The organism is Idiomarina solivarensis (genome assembly GCF_033052755.1).
Taxonomy (GTDB): Bacteria; Pseudomonadota; Gammaproteobacteria; order Enterobacterales; family Alteromonadaceae; genus Idiomarina.
This window is the reverse complement of sequence record NZ_JAVFHZ010000001.1, coordinates 429411-445633: the sequence shown is the minus strand read 5'-3', so window position 1 is coordinate 445633 and position 16223 is coordinate 429411. Positions and strand designations below refer to the sequence as shown.

Annotated in this window: 19 protein-coding genes and 4 tRNA genes; 15 read left to right on the top strand and 8 right to left on the bottom strand. The window is 46.0% G+C overall.

Going from position 1 to position 16223, the window contains the following annotated elements:
• The first annotated feature begins 5 nt into the window (after nt 1–5).
• The 3 genes from RBK99_RS02135 to serS are packed head-to-tail and all read left to right on the top strand — an operon-like array spanning nt 6 to nt 3028.
• A complete protein-coding gene (locus tag RBK99_RS02135; protein ID WP_317502994.1) occupies nt 6–1346 on the top strand; it encodes a replication-associated recombination protein A in 1341 nt (446 codons plus the stop codon).
• On the top strand, nt 1339–1728 hold the full coding sequence (crcB, locus tag RBK99_RS02130; RefSeq protein ID WP_317502993.1) for a fluoride efflux transporter CrcB: 390 nt from the start codon (nt 1339–1341) through the stop codon (nt 1726–1728). The genes RBK99_RS02135 and crcB overlap by 8 nt, the downstream gene beginning before the upstream one ends.
• Nucleotides 1729–1735: 7 nt before the next feature.
• Nucleotides 1736–3028 carry a serine--tRNA ligase gene (gene serS, locus RBK99_RS02125; RefSeq protein WP_317502992.1) on the top strand — a complete coding sequence of 431 codons (1293 nt, stop codon included), beginning with the start codon at nt 1736–1738 and terminating at the stop codon, nt 3026–3028.
• Here serS and RBK99_RS02120 read toward each other — a convergent pair.
• From RBK99_RS02120 to RBK99_RS02100, 5 genes are all read right to left on the bottom strand, one after another.
• Entirely contained in the window at nt 3025–3354 is a 330-nt protein-coding gene (locus tag RBK99_RS02120; RefSeq protein ID WP_317502991.1) for a TusE/DsrC/DsvC family sulfur relay protein, read from the bottom strand. The two genes, serS and RBK99_RS02120, sit on opposite strands and share 4 nt — an antisense overlap.
• Nucleotides 3355–3363: 9 nt before the next feature.
• A complete protein-coding gene (locus tag RBK99_RS02115) occupies nt 3364–3636 on the bottom strand; it encodes a hypothetical protein (RefSeq protein WP_317502990.1) in 273 nt (90 codons plus the stop codon).
• Nucleotides 3633–3950 (bottom strand): DsrE family protein, encoded by a 318-nt coding sequence (locus RBK99_RS02110; protein ID WP_317502989.1) that lies wholly within the window; start codon nt 3948–3950, stop codon nt 3633–3635. Before RBK99_RS02110 ends, RBK99_RS02115 begins: the two co-directional genes overlap by 4 nt.
• A 6-nt stretch (nt 3951–3956) precedes the next feature.
• A complete protein-coding gene (gene tusD / locus RBK99_RS02105) occupies nt 3957–4301 on the bottom strand; it encodes a sulfurtransferase complex subunit TusD (protein ID WP_317502988.1) in 345 nt (114 codons plus the stop codon).
• Nucleotides 4302–4368: 67 nt separating this feature from the next.
• The gene (locus RBK99_RS02100) at nt 4369–5037 is read right to left on the bottom strand and encodes a Bax inhibitor-1/YccA family protein (RefSeq protein WP_317502987.1); all 669 of its coding nucleotides are present in this window, start codon (nt 5035–5037) and stop codon (nt 4369–4371) included.
• A gap of 232 nt (nt 5038–5269) precedes the next feature.
• Between RBK99_RS02100 and RBK99_RS02095 the strand changes: the two genes are divergently transcribed.
• From RBK99_RS02095 to RBK99_RS02040, 12 genes are all read left to right on the top strand, one after another.
• Nucleotides 5270–5361 (top strand) — tRNA-Ser (locus tag RBK99_RS02095).
• A 130-nt stretch (nt 5362–5491) separates the two neighbouring features.
• On the top strand, nt 5492–6397 hold the full coding sequence (locus RBK99_RS02090) for a DUF3667 domain-containing protein (protein ID WP_317502986.1): 906 nt from the start codon (nt 5492–5494) through the stop codon (nt 6395–6397).
• A gap of 29 nt (nt 6398–6426) precedes the next feature.
• Nucleotides 6427–7221: a thioesterase family protein gene (locus RBK99_RS02085; RefSeq protein WP_317502985.1), complete on the top strand. Its 795-nt coding sequence runs from the start codon at nt 6427–6429 to the stop codon at nt 7219–7221.
• A gap of 6 nt (nt 7222–7227) precedes the next feature.
• Nucleotides 7228–7821 (top strand): DNA-3-methyladenine glycosylase family protein, encoded by a 594-nt coding sequence (locus RBK99_RS02080; protein WP_317502984.1) that lies wholly within the window; start codon nt 7228–7230, stop codon nt 7819–7821.
• 207 nt (nt 7822–8028) lie between these two features.
• Nucleotides 8029–8679 (top strand): LuxR C-terminal-related transcriptional regulator, encoded by a 651-nt coding sequence (locus RBK99_RS02075; RefSeq protein WP_317502983.1) that lies wholly within the window; start codon nt 8029–8031, stop codon nt 8677–8679.
• Entirely contained in the window at nt 8676–10514 is a 1839-nt protein-coding gene (gene uvrC, locus RBK99_RS02070; protein ID WP_317502982.1) for an excinuclease ABC subunit UvrC, read from the top strand. Before RBK99_RS02075 ends, uvrC begins: the two co-directional genes overlap by 4 nt.
• A gap of 23 nt (nt 10515–10537) precedes the next feature.
• Nucleotides 10538–11086 (top strand): CDP-diacylglycerol--glycerol-3-phosphate 3-phosphatidyltransferase, encoded by a 549-nt coding sequence (gene pgsA, locus RBK99_RS02065; protein ID WP_317502981.1) that lies wholly within the window; start codon nt 10538–10540, stop codon nt 11084–11086.
• A gap of 96 nt (nt 11087–11182) precedes the next feature.
• Nucleotides 11183–11257, top strand: a tRNA-Gly gene (locus RBK99_RS02060).
• A 6-nt stretch (nt 11258–11263) separates the two neighbouring features.
• Nucleotides 11264–11337: transfer RNA gene (locus RBK99_RS02055), tRNA-Cys, on the top strand.
• 25 nt (nt 11338–11362) lie between these two features.
• Nucleotides 11363–11449 (top strand) — tRNA-Leu (locus RBK99_RS02050).
• 123 nt (nt 11450–11572) lie between these two features.
• On the top strand, nt 11573–12169 hold the full coding sequence (locus tag RBK99_RS02045; RefSeq protein WP_317502980.1) for a hypothetical protein: 597 nt from the start codon (nt 11573–11575) through the stop codon (nt 12167–12169).
• Nucleotides 12170–12566: 397 nt separating this feature from the next.
• A complete protein-coding gene (locus RBK99_RS02040; RefSeq protein WP_317502979.1) occupies nt 12567–13076 on the top strand; it encodes an outer membrane beta-barrel protein in 510 nt (169 codons plus the stop codon).
• 156 nt (nt 13077–13232) lie between these two features.
• Here the strand turns inward: RBK99_RS02040 and RBK99_RS02035 are convergent, their stop codons facing one another.
• Genes RBK99_RS02035 through RBK99_RS02025 form a run of 3 tightly spaced genes read right to left on the bottom strand, consistent with a single transcriptional unit; the run spans nt 13233 to nt 16210 of the window.
• The gene (locus tag RBK99_RS02035; RefSeq protein ID WP_317502978.1) at nt 13233–13598 is read right to left on the bottom strand and encodes a YdbL family probable chaperone protein; all 366 of its coding nucleotides are present in this window, start codon (nt 13596–13598) and stop codon (nt 13233–13235) included.
• A gap of 17 nt (nt 13599–13615) precedes the next feature.
• Nucleotides 13616–13801: a YnbE family lipoprotein gene (locus RBK99_RS02030; RefSeq protein ID WP_317502977.1), complete on the bottom strand. Its 186-nt coding sequence runs from the start codon at nt 13799–13801 to the stop codon at nt 13616–13618.
• A 12-nt stretch (nt 13802–13813) separates the two neighbouring features.
• Nucleotides 13814–16210 (bottom strand): intermembrane phospholipid transport YdbH family protein, encoded by a 2397-nt coding sequence (locus RBK99_RS02025; RefSeq protein ID WP_317502976.1) that lies wholly within the window; start codon nt 16208–16210, stop codon nt 13814–13816.
• Nucleotides 16211–16223 lie beyond the last annotated feature (13 nt).

Genomic DNA, 16223 nt, shown 5'->3' with positions numbered 1-16223 from the left:
GCGTTGTGGCAAGCCTGGATCTCGATTTTCAGCCTGACTTTCAACCGCTAGCTGCAAGAATGCGGCCTAGAAGTGTTGAAGAGTATGTGGGACAGCAACATTTACTCGCTCCCGGAAAACCGCTGCGAGTAGCGGTAGAGCAAGGGCATTTGCACTCAATGATTTTATGGGGGCCTCCGGGAACCGGTAAAACCACGTTAGCCGAGATAATCGCCACACAGGCAGAGGCCACGGTCAGCCGAATAAGTGCGGTGACCTCGGGTGTAAAAGACATTAGAAAAGCGATAGAAGAAGCGAAACTGCTGGCTCAACAGCAAGGCCGCCGCACTATTTTGTTCGTGGACGAGGTGCACCGCTTTAACAAAAGCCAACAGGATGCATTTTTACCCCACATTGAGGATGGCACCATTGTTTTCATTGGCGCTACCACAGAAAATCCCGGGTTTGAATTAAACAACGCACTGTTGTCTCGTGCACGAGTCTATCGCCTACAAACGCTCTCAAAGAATGATCTTGAAGTGGCTTTAGAACGCGCTTTAACAGATTCGGAACGCGGTCTGGGTCAGCGTCAGTTGCAGCTTGAAGGCGAAGCCAGAGCCAAATTACTGGATTTATCCGGTGGCGATGCGCGACGGCTATTAAATTACCTTGAGGTGGTTGCTGATTTTGTCGAAAGCAGCAGCCAGCCTATTACACCAGAATTAATTACCGCCGCCATTGGTGAAAAAGCCACGGCGTTTGATCATCAGGGTGACCATTATTACGATATTTTATCCGCCTTTCATAAATCGGTCAGGGGCTCATCTCCGGATGGCGCTTTGTATTGGTATGCACGTTTGCTAACCGGTGGAGGGGATGCATTAGTCATTGCCCGCCGTTTATTGGCGATAGCGTCTGAAGACATTGGTAATGCTGATCCTCGCGCGCTGCAGTTGGCGTTAAATGCCTGGGACACCTATCATAGAGTGGGCCCGGCAGAAGGTGAGCGAGCCATTGCTCAGGCGACTATCTACTGCGCCTGCGCAGCGAAAAGTAACGCAGTATATAACGCTTTTAAGAGCGCACTGAGAACGGCAAAAGAACATAGCGACGCGCCGGTGCCGGAACATTTACGAAACGCGCCAACAAAGATCCACAAAGAGCAGGGTTACGGGGCGGATTATCAGTACGCGCATAACTACCCAAATGCTTATGTACCGGGCGAACGCTATTTACCGTCAAAACTGGACGGTACTCAGTTTTATCTTCCGGAACCACGGGGTTTAGAGGTTAAACTACAAGAAAAACTCCGTTGGCTTCAGGACATGGACTCAAAGTCTGATTGGCAGAGGGAGCCTGATGAATAACTTGCTTGTTCATTTCTTTTGCGTTGCCGCCGGCGGAGCAGTAGGCGCTTCAGGTCGGTTTGCTATTGGCCTTGCGATGCAATCATTTGGGTTGCGGGCATTCCCTTTTGCTACGCTGACCGTTAACATATTAGGCTCATTTTTTCTGGGGTTGCTACTGGCTTATGCTCAGCAGCAACCACTTTCTGAATCCACTCGCTTGTTTTTAGGAGTTGGTTTACTGGGCGCTTTTACAACCTTCTCAACGTTTTCTGTTGAGGTTGTCGCCCTGGCCAGTCAGGGCGAGCTATTTAAAGCCGCTTTGCACGTAGGTTTAAACGTAATTATTTGTATTGCTGCGGTGGTTGCAGCAATGATGTTGTACTCAACAACGGTTAAATAGGACACTCATGCTAGACGCAAAATACTTCCGTGAGGAATTAGACGAAACCGCAAAGAAGCTAGCCAAAAGAGGCTTTGACTTAGACGTTGCCAAATTACAAAAACTGGAAGAGCAGCGTAAGGAAGTTCAGGTACGTACTGAACAGTTGCAGGCTGAGCGTAATAGTCGCTCTAAAGCCATAGGCAAAGCCAAAGCTTCGGGTGAGGACATACAGCCTTTGCTGGACGCGGTAAGCGATTTAGGTGAGCAGCTGGACAATGCCAAAGATGAGTTAAAATCAATTCAGCAGGAGCTCAACGATATTATTATGGGGGTTCCTAACTTACCGGCAGACGAAGTTCCCGAAGGTAAGGACGAGAGTGAAAACCTGGAAGTTCTGACCTGGGGCAGACCTAAGGCTTTCGATTTTGAAGTGAAAGACCATGTTGATTTAGGTGAAGCGTTAGCAAAAGGTATGGACTTTGAGGCCGCCGCTAAATTAACCGGTGCGCGTTTCGTTGTGATGCGTGGTGGTATCGCGCGGCTGCATCGTGCACTGACTCAATTTATGCTGGATTTGCACAGCGAAGAGCATGGTTACATTGAGACTTACGTGCCTTACATGGTGAACCAGGACTCTCTGTACGGTACTGGGCAATTACCTAAATTCGGTAAGGATCTATTCCATATCGAGGGTGAATCGCAAGACCAAATTCCCATGTCGCTAATTCCGACCGCAGAAGTGCCTCTAACCAATTTGTATCGCGATGAAATTGCCGATGAAGAGGAATTGCCGCTTAAGTTTACAGCACATACACCGTGTTTTCGTAGTGAAGCGGGCTCTCACGGGCGTGATACTCGCGGGCTTATTCGCCAACATCAGTTCGACAAAGTTGAACTGGTTTGGCTGGTTAAACCAGAACAATCAACAGATGCGCTGGAGCAACTAACGAATCACGCTGAAACGGTACTACAAAAGCTTGAACTCCCTTATCGTAAAGTATTGCTTTGCACCGGTGATATGGGCTTTGGCGCAACCAAAACCTACGATTTGGAAGTTTGGTTGCCGGCACAGAACGCATACCGTGAAATCAGTTCTTGTTCAAATATGCAGGACTTTCAGGCGCGTCGTATGCAGGCACGTTTTCGCCGCAAAGGCACAAAGAAACCAGAGCTTATGCACACGTTAAATGGTTCGGGTCTGGCGGTTGGCCGTGCTTTGGTAGCGGTATTGGAAAACTATCAGCAGGAAGATGGCTCAATTGTTGTGCCGGAAGTGTTACGCCCTTACATGCGTGGACTTGACGTGCTGAAAGCTTAAATGCATTTCGCCGGTTTGGGCAGGCCTGCAATTCGGGTGGCCTGCTTTGCCGGACCTTTAGGAAATAACTTATAGAGATAACGGCTGTTTCCTTTGTCTTCCCCCAGCTGCTTTTTCATTGCTTTAACCAGAACACGCATAGCCGGACTGGTATCAAACTCCCGGTAAAAGTCTTGTACGAAAGTAACAACTTCCCAATGTGCCGGGGTCATCTCAATGTTTTCAAGCTCTGCAAAATAAAGGGCTAAATCCTCGCTCCAGTCATCCAAATTGGCCAGATATTCGTGCTTGTCGGTTTCGTAAGTTTTGCCGTTAAATTCAATCATGCCGCGTTATTACCAGGTAATTTGTTGTGGAAAGCTGAGAACCAGCTCAACCCATTCGCTGTCGGATTTTAACATGACATAATCGGGCACAGTAGTATTCAGTATTTCAACCTCCCGCTCGCGTGCAAAAATAGGCTGCTGAATAGAATGCTTGGTAACGGATAGCTCTTTTAAAGCTTCGCCCGAAAGTAAGAGTGCGTCATCATCACCGAGTAGGTGACTGTGTTGCTGTAACCAGGGCAATAAAGAGCTATTTCTTAACCAATGTAAAGTTGCTGTCATGAGAACTGCAGTACCTCGTCAAATTGGCTCAGGTGTTGTTTGAGTTGCTCTGGTGGAATAATAACGGTTTCAATTGTTGTGGGCAGAGTGTTTGTGTCAATTCGGCTCTGTGAAGCAATTGCTATCGGTTCTGCATCAAGTAGGTCGAGCATAGCGTAACGCTTAGAGGGGTTGTTCAGCAAACAGTTGGTACCCTCGCCGGATAATATAAGTTGGACAGGGTAGTCAAAGCTGGCTAACGCCAGGGCTATGTCTAGTGCTTCCGTTGCTGCGTTAAGCGTTGAGCTGCATTGTAAGATGGCGATTTTTTTCATAGCTATTTAAAACTGCAGAGTTCGGTCGCTGCTGGCAACGGCGGTAGCTAAAGCCGTTAAGCCAGAGGCTTCGAAAGAAGGGTGGAACGCTTCGATTCCTTCTCGCTCAGCGACCGTATGGCACACAATTAAAGGCACTTGATACTGAGAGCTAAAGTTTTCCCACTGCGTGACCAGGGCTTTATCTTCTAATGGAGTAGGAAATAGCGCGTGGTTTACTGATTCTCGATAGAAAAAGACACAGGTAACTTCATGCCCGTTTTCGATTGACGCATGTGCGAACGCCAAAGCATCCAGAGATTTAGCATGCTCTTTAACTGAACTTTGAAGAATGAGAGTTAATTTAGCCATGAATTATAAGCTCCATACAAAAACGCCCCGCAATGCGGGGCGCCTATTGCAATTTTAGCAGGAGCGATTACTCGTCGCCACCAAATGCCATTAATAACATGAGCAAATTAACGAACAAGTTATAAATTGAAACATACAAAGTGACGGTTGCCATAATATAGTTGCGCTCGCCGCCTTTAATAATTTCGCTGGTCTGCCACATAATCAACATTGCCATAAGCGGAATCATTATCGCTGAAATAGCGAGTTGCAGAGCCGGCAATTGGAAAAACAGGTTAGCAAGCATTGCTACAAAGACCATGATAATACCGGCAGTAACCAGACCGCCGAGCTTAGACATGTCTTTTTTCGTGGTTAAGACATAAGCCGAGGTTGCAAAGAAGGTGAGAGCCGTACCGCCTAACGCAGTAGCTACCATTTCGCCACCACCAGGCATTGATAATGCCATATTAATGATGGGACCAAGGGTGTAACCTAAAAAGCCGGTTAAAGCAAAGGTGAGTACAATACCCATGCCGCTGTCTTTGGTTTTGTGAATACCAAAGAGCAGACCAAAGTAGGCAACTAACGTAATGATCAAGCCAGGATAAGGCAAATTCATCATAGTGCTGATAGAGGCAACTACTGCGCTGAACGCCAGTGTCATTGCCAACAATGTGTAAGTGTTACGTAATACCTTGTTAACGGCCAGCGTCGATTCATTCTGACCGACATAAGTCTGACTGCGATTGTTCATAGTCGTCTCCGTGTTGAACGTCTATTTGTTAAGACGGTTTTTTATCTAAAAAGTTTCCTCAATACTACAGCATTAATTGGGGGCATGCGCAGTCATTTTCAATAAATTCTGTGCAGTTTGCCTAATAAACGTTCAAACGGGCACTTTGTTCGAATTTTTACTTTACAAGCGTAATTTAGGTCTTTAATATTCGCTTCGTTCTCAACGACGCAGTTGAAGAGAACAACAATACGGAGAGGTGGCAGAGCTCGGTTTAATGCACCTGACTTGAAATCAGGCGTGGGTTCATTCCCACCGGGGGTTCGAATCCCTCCCTCTCCGCCATATTTAGGAAAAGCCCCACTCAATCGAGTGGGGCTTTTTTGTTTTAGTCCACAGTACCGCGGTACGATAAGTACAACGCTCGTTAGACAAATTAAAATTTACTGATATATTCAGCAAAAAGAGATTTGTCATGACAGCCTCAAACTCAACCCCAGACACAAACCTTTGCAAAAACTGCCAGGCAGAACTGCAGGGTGAATATTGCCATCGTTGTGGGCAGCAAGATAAACAGTACATACGTAGCATCTTTGCTGTTGTCGGAGACTTATTTGGTGAGATAGGTCACTGGGATTCACGCTTTTATCGCACACTACGAGGTTTATTTCTTAATCCGGGCTTTCTTTCGTTAGAATTTGTGCAGGGTCGCCATGCATCCTACGTACCACCATTGCGACTCTATTTCTTTATATCGCTAATCTCTTTTATGGTCTTTACCTCCCTTATTGAGTTTGAAATAAAGTCGAGCACCGAAGTAAAGCCCTATGTTGATGCCGAAAAACGTGCGACAGGGCCTCTTGACCTGTCACCTGAGGAAACCGACATACCCTTTATGACGCCAGAAGAAGAGTTGCGACTTGAAGAGAAGTTAAAGTATTTAGCAGAAAACCCTGCACAGTTTTCACAAAAATTAGTTTCAATGACACCGCAAATGATGCTGCTTATGCTTCCATTTTGGGCGCTATTTCTGAAAATAATCTACCTATTCGGTCAGCGTTACTATCTAGAGCATCTAACCGTCGCGTTGCATACCCATGCCTTTATTTTGCTAACGCTGATGATCATAACCATTATTGCTGAACTGACCGAGCCAATGCGTCAATTTTCGACGTGGTCTTGGCTGGCAATAGTGGGGGACTGGGCAACGAACATCCTATTGATTTGGCTATTTGGCTACTTAATACTGACTCAAAAACGATTTTATCAGCAGCGTTGGTCACTAACTGTCCTGAAGTTTATGGTGTCGGGTGCGGTTTATGTTGCGCTACTTACCACATCGTTTGTCATTATGGTGATAATTGGTATTCTTAACAGCTAATTTAAACGGGTGTTTAAGAGGAAAGGGTTATGCAGTTTCATCAAACCTTAGCGTTAATCGAAAGCGACAAAAACAACCAAGTGGTGGAGTTACCTTCTGGCTGGGCGCAGGGAAGAGCGTTCTTTGGTGGCTTTAGCGCAGCTATGGCGGCACAGTTTTTATTACAACAATTTCCAGCCGACTACCATCTTCGAAGCTTAGCAATTTCCTTTGTTGCCCCAGCCAGCCCTGGAAAAGCGACGTTGAGCTATCGAGTACTGCGTCAGGGATCGTCGGTTCTGCAAGTCGCGGTGGAGCTGATTCAAAATGATGAGGTGATGTTGACTGGCTTAGCGAGTCTGGGTAAAGGTCGCCAGTCGACAGTATCGGTAAGCGGAGAAACCGCCCCAGATTTAAAAACCATTAATGACGGGCCGGGGTTACCGGAAGCGGATATCGTTCCTGAATTTGCGAAGAACTTTGACTATCGCATTACTTCTGGCGGAATGCCATTCAGTGGTCAGCCGGGACGAACGTTTGGCGGCTGGATACGGTTTCGTAAAGAGCAGGAGAAACTGACAACAGCGGCAATTTTTGCATTAGTTGATGCCTGGCCTCCAGCGGTGTTACCGCATTTAGACAGTCCAGCACCCGCGTCGTCTCTAACATGGACAATTGAGTTTCCGGATACCCCTTTGCAAGAATTTAATACGCACGACTGGTTTCAGTATGAAGCGTTTATTGAGCATGCTGAAAACGGCTATGGCCATAGTCGGGCCGGGTTATGGAGTGCAGAGGGTGAGTTACTGGCTATCAGCCGACAGACATTCACCGTATTTGCGTAAAATAATATGAAAACGACTCCGGAATTAGTCAGACAACACCTCATTGATACGCAACCGGGTATCGACTTGTTGTTATTGCAGTTACCCGAGCGGGATCTTCTGGTGCCGTCCGACACTCCGGTTATAGAGGCTCTGCCGCGCATCATTATTCGACAAATGCTGTCGCTGAAAGCTTCAGCTACTATTATTGGTCGAGTAGAGCAAAAGGCAAAGGATCTGGAGGCTGGTCCTATTGCATATCTTCCGGTTGAAGCACTAACCCTCTGTGGTGTGAGCCGTTCAAAGGCTGCAGCAATCAATAGCGTAGCTCATTGTCACCGGACACAACCAGACAGAATAGCAGCGTGGTCGCAAATGGCATCGGCAGAACTTATCAAAGACGTCACCAGACTAAAGGGTGTTGGTCCCTGGACGGCATCCATTTTGGCGATGTTCCATTTTGCTCACGAAGATCTTTTCCCTATCCAGGACAGTTCACTACGTAAAGCAATGAGCCTTTTAAAAGATCAGGATATTCTTATTATTCCCGAACGGGCCCAGCCTTACCGAAGTTATTTGGCGTGTTACTTATGGGATATGCTGGATCAGGCGCGTTTGTGAACAACAAATAAAACGCCCGCTAAACCCTCGCTAGAACTGTTGTTTTCACACCGTAGGCTTCGTTTTTCAGAGTTATTGTAAAGTTCTGTAAAAGACGCTTGTTATTGTCTTTGAAAGCTCAGAATATGCGATGCGAATTCGGGCAGGGCGGTACGGATTTAACCTAATCAGGAAGAAAACACAGGTATAAAAATAAGGAACTTTTGAATGAACCGTATTATTTTAGGGATCCCAAATCCCATCATTAGCGCTGGCATGGCATCCGTTCTGCAACACCACTTTAGCGATCAAATACTGACTGTCAGCGGTATTGCTGATTTACGCCGTGCTTGCTATGAACATGAAGATGCCGTTGTTGTACTATGCAGTCAGTTAGGCGGGGCCGCTACCGTTGAACATTGGCGACGACTTAAACGACGATACTGCGATCTGAAACTTATTGTCTGGGGTAGTAACCAGCAGGATATACTGGACTTCCAGTGCGGCATTAGCGTCGTCGACGGCTACCTGCTTGATTCGTGTGACAGCTCTGACTTAGTACAGGCGATTCGTTCCTTAAAGCGAGGCAACGTTTATGTGGCAGCTTCTGTTGCCGCTTACCTTGCTCAAAACCCGCGTTCTCAACAGCAAAAAACAATGGTCGATATGTTGAGTGAACGCGAGCTACAGGTGGCGCAAATGTTGAGCCGCGGTATTCGCGTAAGAGAAATTGCCCGGCATTTATGTATTAGCAGTAAAACCATAAATACCTTTCGTTACCGGATTTTTTCTAAACTCGGCATCGATGGTGATGTACAATTGTCTCATCTTGCAATTCAGTCGGGTCTCGTTGACCTTATTCAGTTTGAAGGTAGATGACGGAAGGTAATCAACAAAAACATTTTGACAGCGAAAGCTTTCTTCGTCACCTGACTCATCAGCCCGGGGTTTACCGGATGTATGATGATTCGGGTGACGTGATTTATGTTGGCAAAGCAAAAGACTTAAAGAATCGTGTATCCAGCTACTTTCGCGAGAAAGTTGACCGGATGAAGACACAGGTGCTGGTCAAACAGATAGCTTCTATGGATGTCACCGTTACGAATACGGAAGCGGAAGCTTTAATATTAGAAAACTCTTTTATCAAAAGGTATCGACCGCGCTATAACGTATTATTGCGTGACGACAAGTCGTACCCCTATATTATTCTAACGTCGCACCAGCACCCCCGGTTAGGCTTTCATCGTGGCGCTCGTCGTACCAAGGGTGACTATTTCGGGCCTTTCCCAAACGGGTCGGCAGTGCGCGAAAGTTTAAATCTATTGCAAAAGCTGTTTCCTATCCGTCAGTGTGACGATACCTATTATCGGGCGCGTACCCGCCCTTGTTTACAGCATCAGTTGAAACGTTGCCTGGCGCCCTGCGTCAATGTTTGCACCGACGAGGAATACGACGAACAGGTGGTTTTGGCACGACAATTTTTACAGGGGAAAAATCAGCAGGTTATTGATGAGCTGATGAAAAAAATGGAACAAGCGAGTGAGAATCTCGACTTTGAAAAAGCGGCACGGTTTCGTGATCAAATTGGGGCGTTAAGAAAAACTCAGGAACGAAATTCGGTTACGGGCAGCCAGCAAGAGCTGGATGTAATTGGTTTAGCGCGTGGCAACGGCATGACCACAGTACAAATGCTGTTTATCAGAGATAATCATTTGCAGGGCAGCCGAAGCTACTTTCCTAAAGTACCAACAGACACACCCGACGATGAAGTGCTCAGAGCCTTTTTGCTGCAGTTTTATCTGTCAGATACCGCCGGCCGGAAAATTCCTAAAGAAGTTGTTTTACCAATAGGTATTAAGCCAGACAATGTGTTGGCTGAGGTGATGAGTGATGCACTTTCACAACCGGTTAAGTTACAGAGTGCGGTAAGGGGAGATAAGCGTCAGTACCAGTCTCTGGCACAGAAAAATGCTGTGAACGCATTGGAGAGCCGGTTAAATCAGCAAAGTACGATGAATCGACGAACTCAGGCATTACAGCAAGTGCTGGATTTTGGTGTCCCCATACAGCGAATGGAATGTTTTGATATTAGTCATACTATGGGCCAGCAAACCGTAGCTTCTTGCGTGGTATTTGATCAAAACGGACCCAAAAAGTCGGACTATCGACGTTATAATATCAGCGGGATAATACCGGGCGATGATTACGCAGCAATGTCTAAGGCGCTGGCTAAGCGTTACGACAACGCGAAAGAGCGCGGCAATATACCGGATATTTTATTTATTGATGGTGGCAAAGGTCAGTTGTCTCAGGCTGAAAACTATTTTAGTGACTGGGGAAAAGAAGCGCCAGTGCTTATTGGTGTGGCCAAGGGCGAATCTCGTAAGCCGGGCTTAGAAACCTTAATTATGGCCGGAAACTATGAAACGATACCTCTGAGCAAAGATGCGAGCGCACTTCATTTGATTCAACATATACGTGATGAGTCACACCGTTTTGCAATAACAGGGCATCGACAAAAACGAGCAAAAGTTAAAAAAACCTCAACCCTGGAGCGGATTGAAGGGGTAGGCGCTAAGCGCAGACAGACAATATTAAAAAATCTAGGTGGATTACAAGAGGTAAAAAACGCTAGTATTGAGAAATTGGCTAGCGTACCTGGAATTAGTCAGGCATTGGCAGAGAAAATCTATTACTCATTCCGTGATGAGTAAAAACCACAAGGAATCAGCGGATAATGAAGTGGAATATCCCTAATATTTTGACCAGCTTCCGGATAGTACTTATACCGGTGTTTCTGGTGATTTTCTATTTACCAATGGATGATGCGCGCTTTTGGGCTGCTTTTATCTTTTGGTTGGCAGCAATAACTGACGCGCTTGATGGGTATATTGCCCGCCGTTTTAATCAGTTCACAAAATTTGGTGAATTTCTTGACCCGGTTGCAGATAAGGCGATGGTCGTCGCTGCTTTGGTGGTCATTGTTGAAGATTACAATTCGGCATTTATTACCATTCCGGCACTAACCATGATTTGTCGCGAACTGATTGTCAGTGCTCTGCGAGAGTGGATGGCTCAAAGCGGCCACAGAGCAAAGGTTGCAGTTTCCAGCTTAGGTAAATGGAAAACTGTTGCGCAAATGCTGGCGTTAATTGGGCTACTGTGGAACATGAATGCCTATATTTATTGGTTGTCCATGTTTTTGTTCTATGCAGCTTTTGTTTTAACGTTGTGGTCAATGTGGGAATACCTGCGTGGGGCCAAGAACGAATTGACTAGAAATTAACAGCTTTGCCGTAAATTTGTGCAAACAGTCATAAAATTGATAAAAAGTCATTGACTGAAAACGATTAGACAGTAGAATGCCACGGCAGATGACGGTGCGGGAATAGCTCAGTGGTAGAGCACAACCTTGCCAAGGTTGGGGTCGCGAGTTCGAATCTCGTTTCCCGCTCCAAAGTCTGGCGGGTTGGCAGAATGGCTATGCAGCGGATTGCAAATCCGTGGATCTCGGTTCGACTCCGGGACCCGCCTCCATTATTCGATAACACTTCTATGTAGTGCCCGGGTGGTGGAATTGGTAGACACAAGGGATTTAAAATCCCTCGAAGGTAACTTCGTGCCGGTTCAAGTCCGGCCCCGGGCACCAATTCCTTAGCTTGCGTCTTGACGCAAGAACTAATCTCTATAAAGACTGGTAATATCAAGTCATCATCTGTAGCGTAATTGTCTATCTAGTACACAAATTATTGATTAGACAAGGATGTATCACATGACTAAGTCTTTTGTTTCCTGTTTAGCCTACATTCTGAGCCTCGCGTTGTTATTAACGCTAAGTGCTAACGCCTACACCCAAGAGACCAGTGACAATAAAAGCCTGTTTCCAGAGTCAACGACCGACGAGTGGATGTCGGCATCTTATTATGAAACCTATCGTAAAGATTCTGAGCCTCATAATCTCACTGACTATCTCACCGCATTCGGCAGCGATGAAGACGCTATTCGCAATCAGTTGGGTGAGCCACTCAACCGCTATGTCGAAGAAGTCCCCAACCGCCATAATGAAGATGAAACTAACACCGAGGTGACCTTAGAGTACGATGGTTTGGTTATTCGACTAATGAGTTGGAGCCACAAGACTTTCATTACCGACATTTACATCGATAATTGCCAGCTCAATTCACCGTTTCAAAGCTACCTATGCCAACCGGTAACGACAATCAAAAAGCGCCTCGGGAAACCCACGGTAACCACCGGCAACGAACTTATTTACACCACCCAATACGGTGATATGGGCACCGCCCCATTGCGGCTCGGCATAAAAAACAACAAAATTCGCTGGATCTACGTCAGAAATTATATCGACTAGCAGCTTGCGCCTTGGCGCAAGGGACCTTGATTTTAATAGCTTTTGATGAGATATAGAACGTGATTATGCCTACTGATAATATTTATAAATTTATGGCACTTTCGAGTCTGCTCATTTTAATTCTTTCGTTTTCTGCCCCCAAAATTTTTTAAGTACAAATTGAAAGTTGACGAGCACCTGTTTCGATTGTTAGCTGAGTTTAAGCTTGGAGCCAGACATTTACTGAGTAGCTATATCACCAAGTGATAAGGCAATTAATTCTGCCATTTTGAATATGCAACGCTAATAGATTTCGCTAATTAACATATAAAAATGTTATGATTTATTCGAGTGATTGTGAACTCTTGCAACGTATACGGTCAATAGTAGGCATTCAGAAACAAAATAGGAACATATAATGAAAATGTTAATCAAAGCATTTAGCTGCTCTTTATTATTAACAGCGTCCATGAGTGCAAATGCTGGCTGGTCCGTATCTGGTGGCTTTTCCAGCTTTGAAGGTGATATTGATTCGTCTGAGAGTATCAGTCTAGGTGCGGTTTACGGTGGCCTGGGTTATACGTTTGATCGCGGTGATTTTACATTTATGCCAGAAGTGCGCTTAGGCTTTGGAGTGGGAGACGACTCTGCCAATGGTGTTAATATTGAAGTCGATAACCTTGTCGTGGCGAGTGTGCGTGGTCAATATAACGTTAATGAATCTTTTGGTATTTTTGTGCAACCTTCATATGGACGTATCGAGGCGACAGCAAGTTTCGTGGGTGAATCGATATCTGATAATGGATGGGAAACTGGCATTGGTACTGGTGCATCATACAAGCTGAGTAAGAATGCTTCGATCGAAGCGATGTATGAGCAGTTCGATAGTGCTGATATTACCTCTTTCAGCTTCCGCTACACCTTTTAAGCTTTTACACACAACCAAAAAGACAGCCCCCACAATGTGGGCTGTTTTGCTCTATTCCTGCCCGCTTAGGAAAAAAGGACGGTAAAGTTTCCTGGGTTTATCTGCGTAACCTTATCGACTGAACGGTTTTGGAAACAACTAAACAGAAGAAGCCAATTAAGGCTTCTTCTTCCATTGTCCATCAACCTTGATGTAGTGACCTGAGTCAGTACGCTCAATCGCTCGTTTCCCGGCCAGTAGTTCAACATCGGCTACAGCAATATCGTTGGTATCTGCAATGCGGACATACTCTTTACGGCGCGCTTCGTTAATTTGTTCGGCTATTTGCTCTGCGCGCGCGGATGACGCAACAGTACCTAAATATCCGTTAGGCTGCTCACCGACTAAGCCATTATCCTTTGCCTCTTGCAGCTGTTCTTTCGCTTCCTGAAGCGTCAGCTCTTGGGCAAAAGCTGCCGTAGAATGTGTCATACCAGCTGTTGCGAGTAGGGCGATAAAGATACCTGATGCTATAAGTCTCATGTCATAATCCTTTAAAATTAAAATAAGCCGCTTGATTCTGAGATCACGTCGTCGAGCGCTTTGTCGACTTTGACGTAAATTTCGTGCTCAATTTTTACATTCAAATTGATGGTAATGGGTTCTTTGGGTGCTGCCACCTGAACAGTCGGTGTACAGCCTAAAAGTATCAGCTCGAAGGCCGTTATTAATAATCCGTATTTCATAGCTTCCTCTGATCAGTTAACTCGTTTTTGGATGCGCTGACGGATAATGTCACTGACACTGCTGCTAAGTTGTAAGCCTTTTATTAGCGCCGGTAAATCTTCGTCAATGGTGATGTTTAAATTAATCGTACGACCATTCTGAAAGTCTGGATTATATCCCTGTAATTGCAATTTAAGCATCAGCTCACCATTTTCATCATAGTCGATAACGCTTGAAAGCTCCTGATAGTAAAAATTCTCTAAAACCCCGGCCAGTATTTTCAGACTGGGGTTGTTGCCCATAGCGGAAGACAATGCTGAGGCGTCCACCTGTAAGTGTCCACCGGGCGCAACGGCACTCAAATAGCCATTATTAACGGTTAACTCTTGAGAGTCCCAATACAGTGGAATGGTTCCTGAAACGGCACCATCGATGGCTATATTATTCGTTGGGTATTGACGCAGAAGCTCGCCCAATTTTATTTGCTCAAACACAATAGGTATTTGAATGCTCTGGTTCAGGCTATAGCGTTGTTCAGGTAACGTAACGCTGCCGTCAAACGCATTGATCTTATGTTCACCAAGGTAAAAACTGCTGTCTGCCAGATGATTAAGGGGAACGTCAGCCGTAAATTGCGCCCTGAGCGGTCCAATGCTAAATCCCTGTTGGATACTGGCAATACTCAAATTTCCGTTGGTGACACTCAGTTGTGTTTCGTCTACCTGCAAATCGGCTTTCAGAATGGCATCGGTAACGACCAGAGTGTCGTAAATAAAGTCGGCCTTGTTAAGGGTTAAATGACTATTATAAACTTGCCAGGCGCCAGTATTTAAATCCACTTCCAGATCCGCTGATAGGTCTCCGCTGGCTTCGTTAATTACGAGCAGGGGCGCTAGTTGCTGTAAGAGTTGATTGAGCTCTTTTTTCGGTATGGATGACTGGGCCGATTCGCTGAATTGTTCTAAATCCAACTTAAGGGAAGATGAAAGCCGCAACTGAGGTGTTATAGTTGTCTCATGTTGAGCACTTAGGTTTTGAGTAAGTTCAATATGGCCTGTTGCTGAAATTGCGCCGGAATGGTAAGCCAGTTGAGTGCTCATTTTCGGATCTATACCCTTTATCGACACTGGCAGTTCGCTAAAGTTATCAAGTTTCAATAATGCCGATGCGTCTGCGTTTTGAGGAGCATTCATCGGCAAACGGGCTGACGCCTGTTGCATTGTCAGGTCGAACTTGGCGTATGGTGTTGTTAACAACGCGGACGATTTACCGGTAGATTCAATCAGCATTTCTTTACTGTCGATGGCTAAGTTTCCGGAGAAATTAAATGATTCAGCCGTTATTTTTTGTAACGGATTATCCGGCATTTCGAGCCTAAGTCTCTCTGCACTCAGTGCTAGCCGGGGTAGACGCAGTTGTTTAAACGCACCGCTGTTTAGTATTAACGCGCCATTACCTTTAATCACTAAGTCTTTCGCTGCCGCGCCGTTTACCTTTGCCGTGAGCTCTAGCGGCCAGCGGGATTTGCTTACTATTTGCTGATAATCCATTGCTTTAATGGTCAGCTGCTCCTGACTTCTAAGCTGCCACGCGATGGTATCTAACGGAAGTGGTAACTCCGGCCAGTGAAGTAAATCGCCATGTACCAATAAACGATAACTTTGAATAATCCCGTTGTTTAACTGTAGCTCGATATCACCGCCAAGCTCTGTTGCCAATGTCTCGCTCATTAATTTGCTGCCATCGGGTAGATTGGCTGCAACGTGACCAGAAAAACCTTCTACAACTTCATTAAGGTCGCTTACTGCCACCTTGGGCGAGAGGGACCCTTTTACCGAAATATCAACGGTATCGGTCTCTACAGTAAGGGGAGTTGGTGGCGTTTCTACCGTTAGTCGTGGTAAGTCAATGTGCGCGGCTACAATTAACTGGCCGTTTGAGAGTTGATAGTCGAGCGACGCCGTACCCAGCGCGTGGGTTGCGCTAACCATGATACTGGCATCAGCGCGGGTGACCACAAGTTCAAGCGACTCGGGTGTTTGCAGTTGTATATCGAGCTTTTGCGGCTCTGTTATTAGCGTCAATTGCGCTTTAACAGGCGAGTAGGGGACTAGTGCACGACCCCGAATGATCAGCTCGTTAATTGTGATCTTTTCAGGTAACCAAGTCGGTAAAGGTGTTCTTAACAAGCTGGCTAGGGTTACTGGCGACGGCTCTTCCTTATCCGCTTCTGGTTCAGCCTCAGGCGGTCTTCTGAGCGTTAATGAAATCTGCTCAAATACAATCTGCCTTGAGGATACACTGGCAATCTCTACCGACCATTCTGTCTCGCCGAATTTAGCTAACTGCTGGTCGACAATGAGCTTGCCAATCAGCAGACCCACCCCAGCCAACAGTGACAGCGACAGCACCAGGCTGCCAACTGTCAAAAGGAGACGCCAT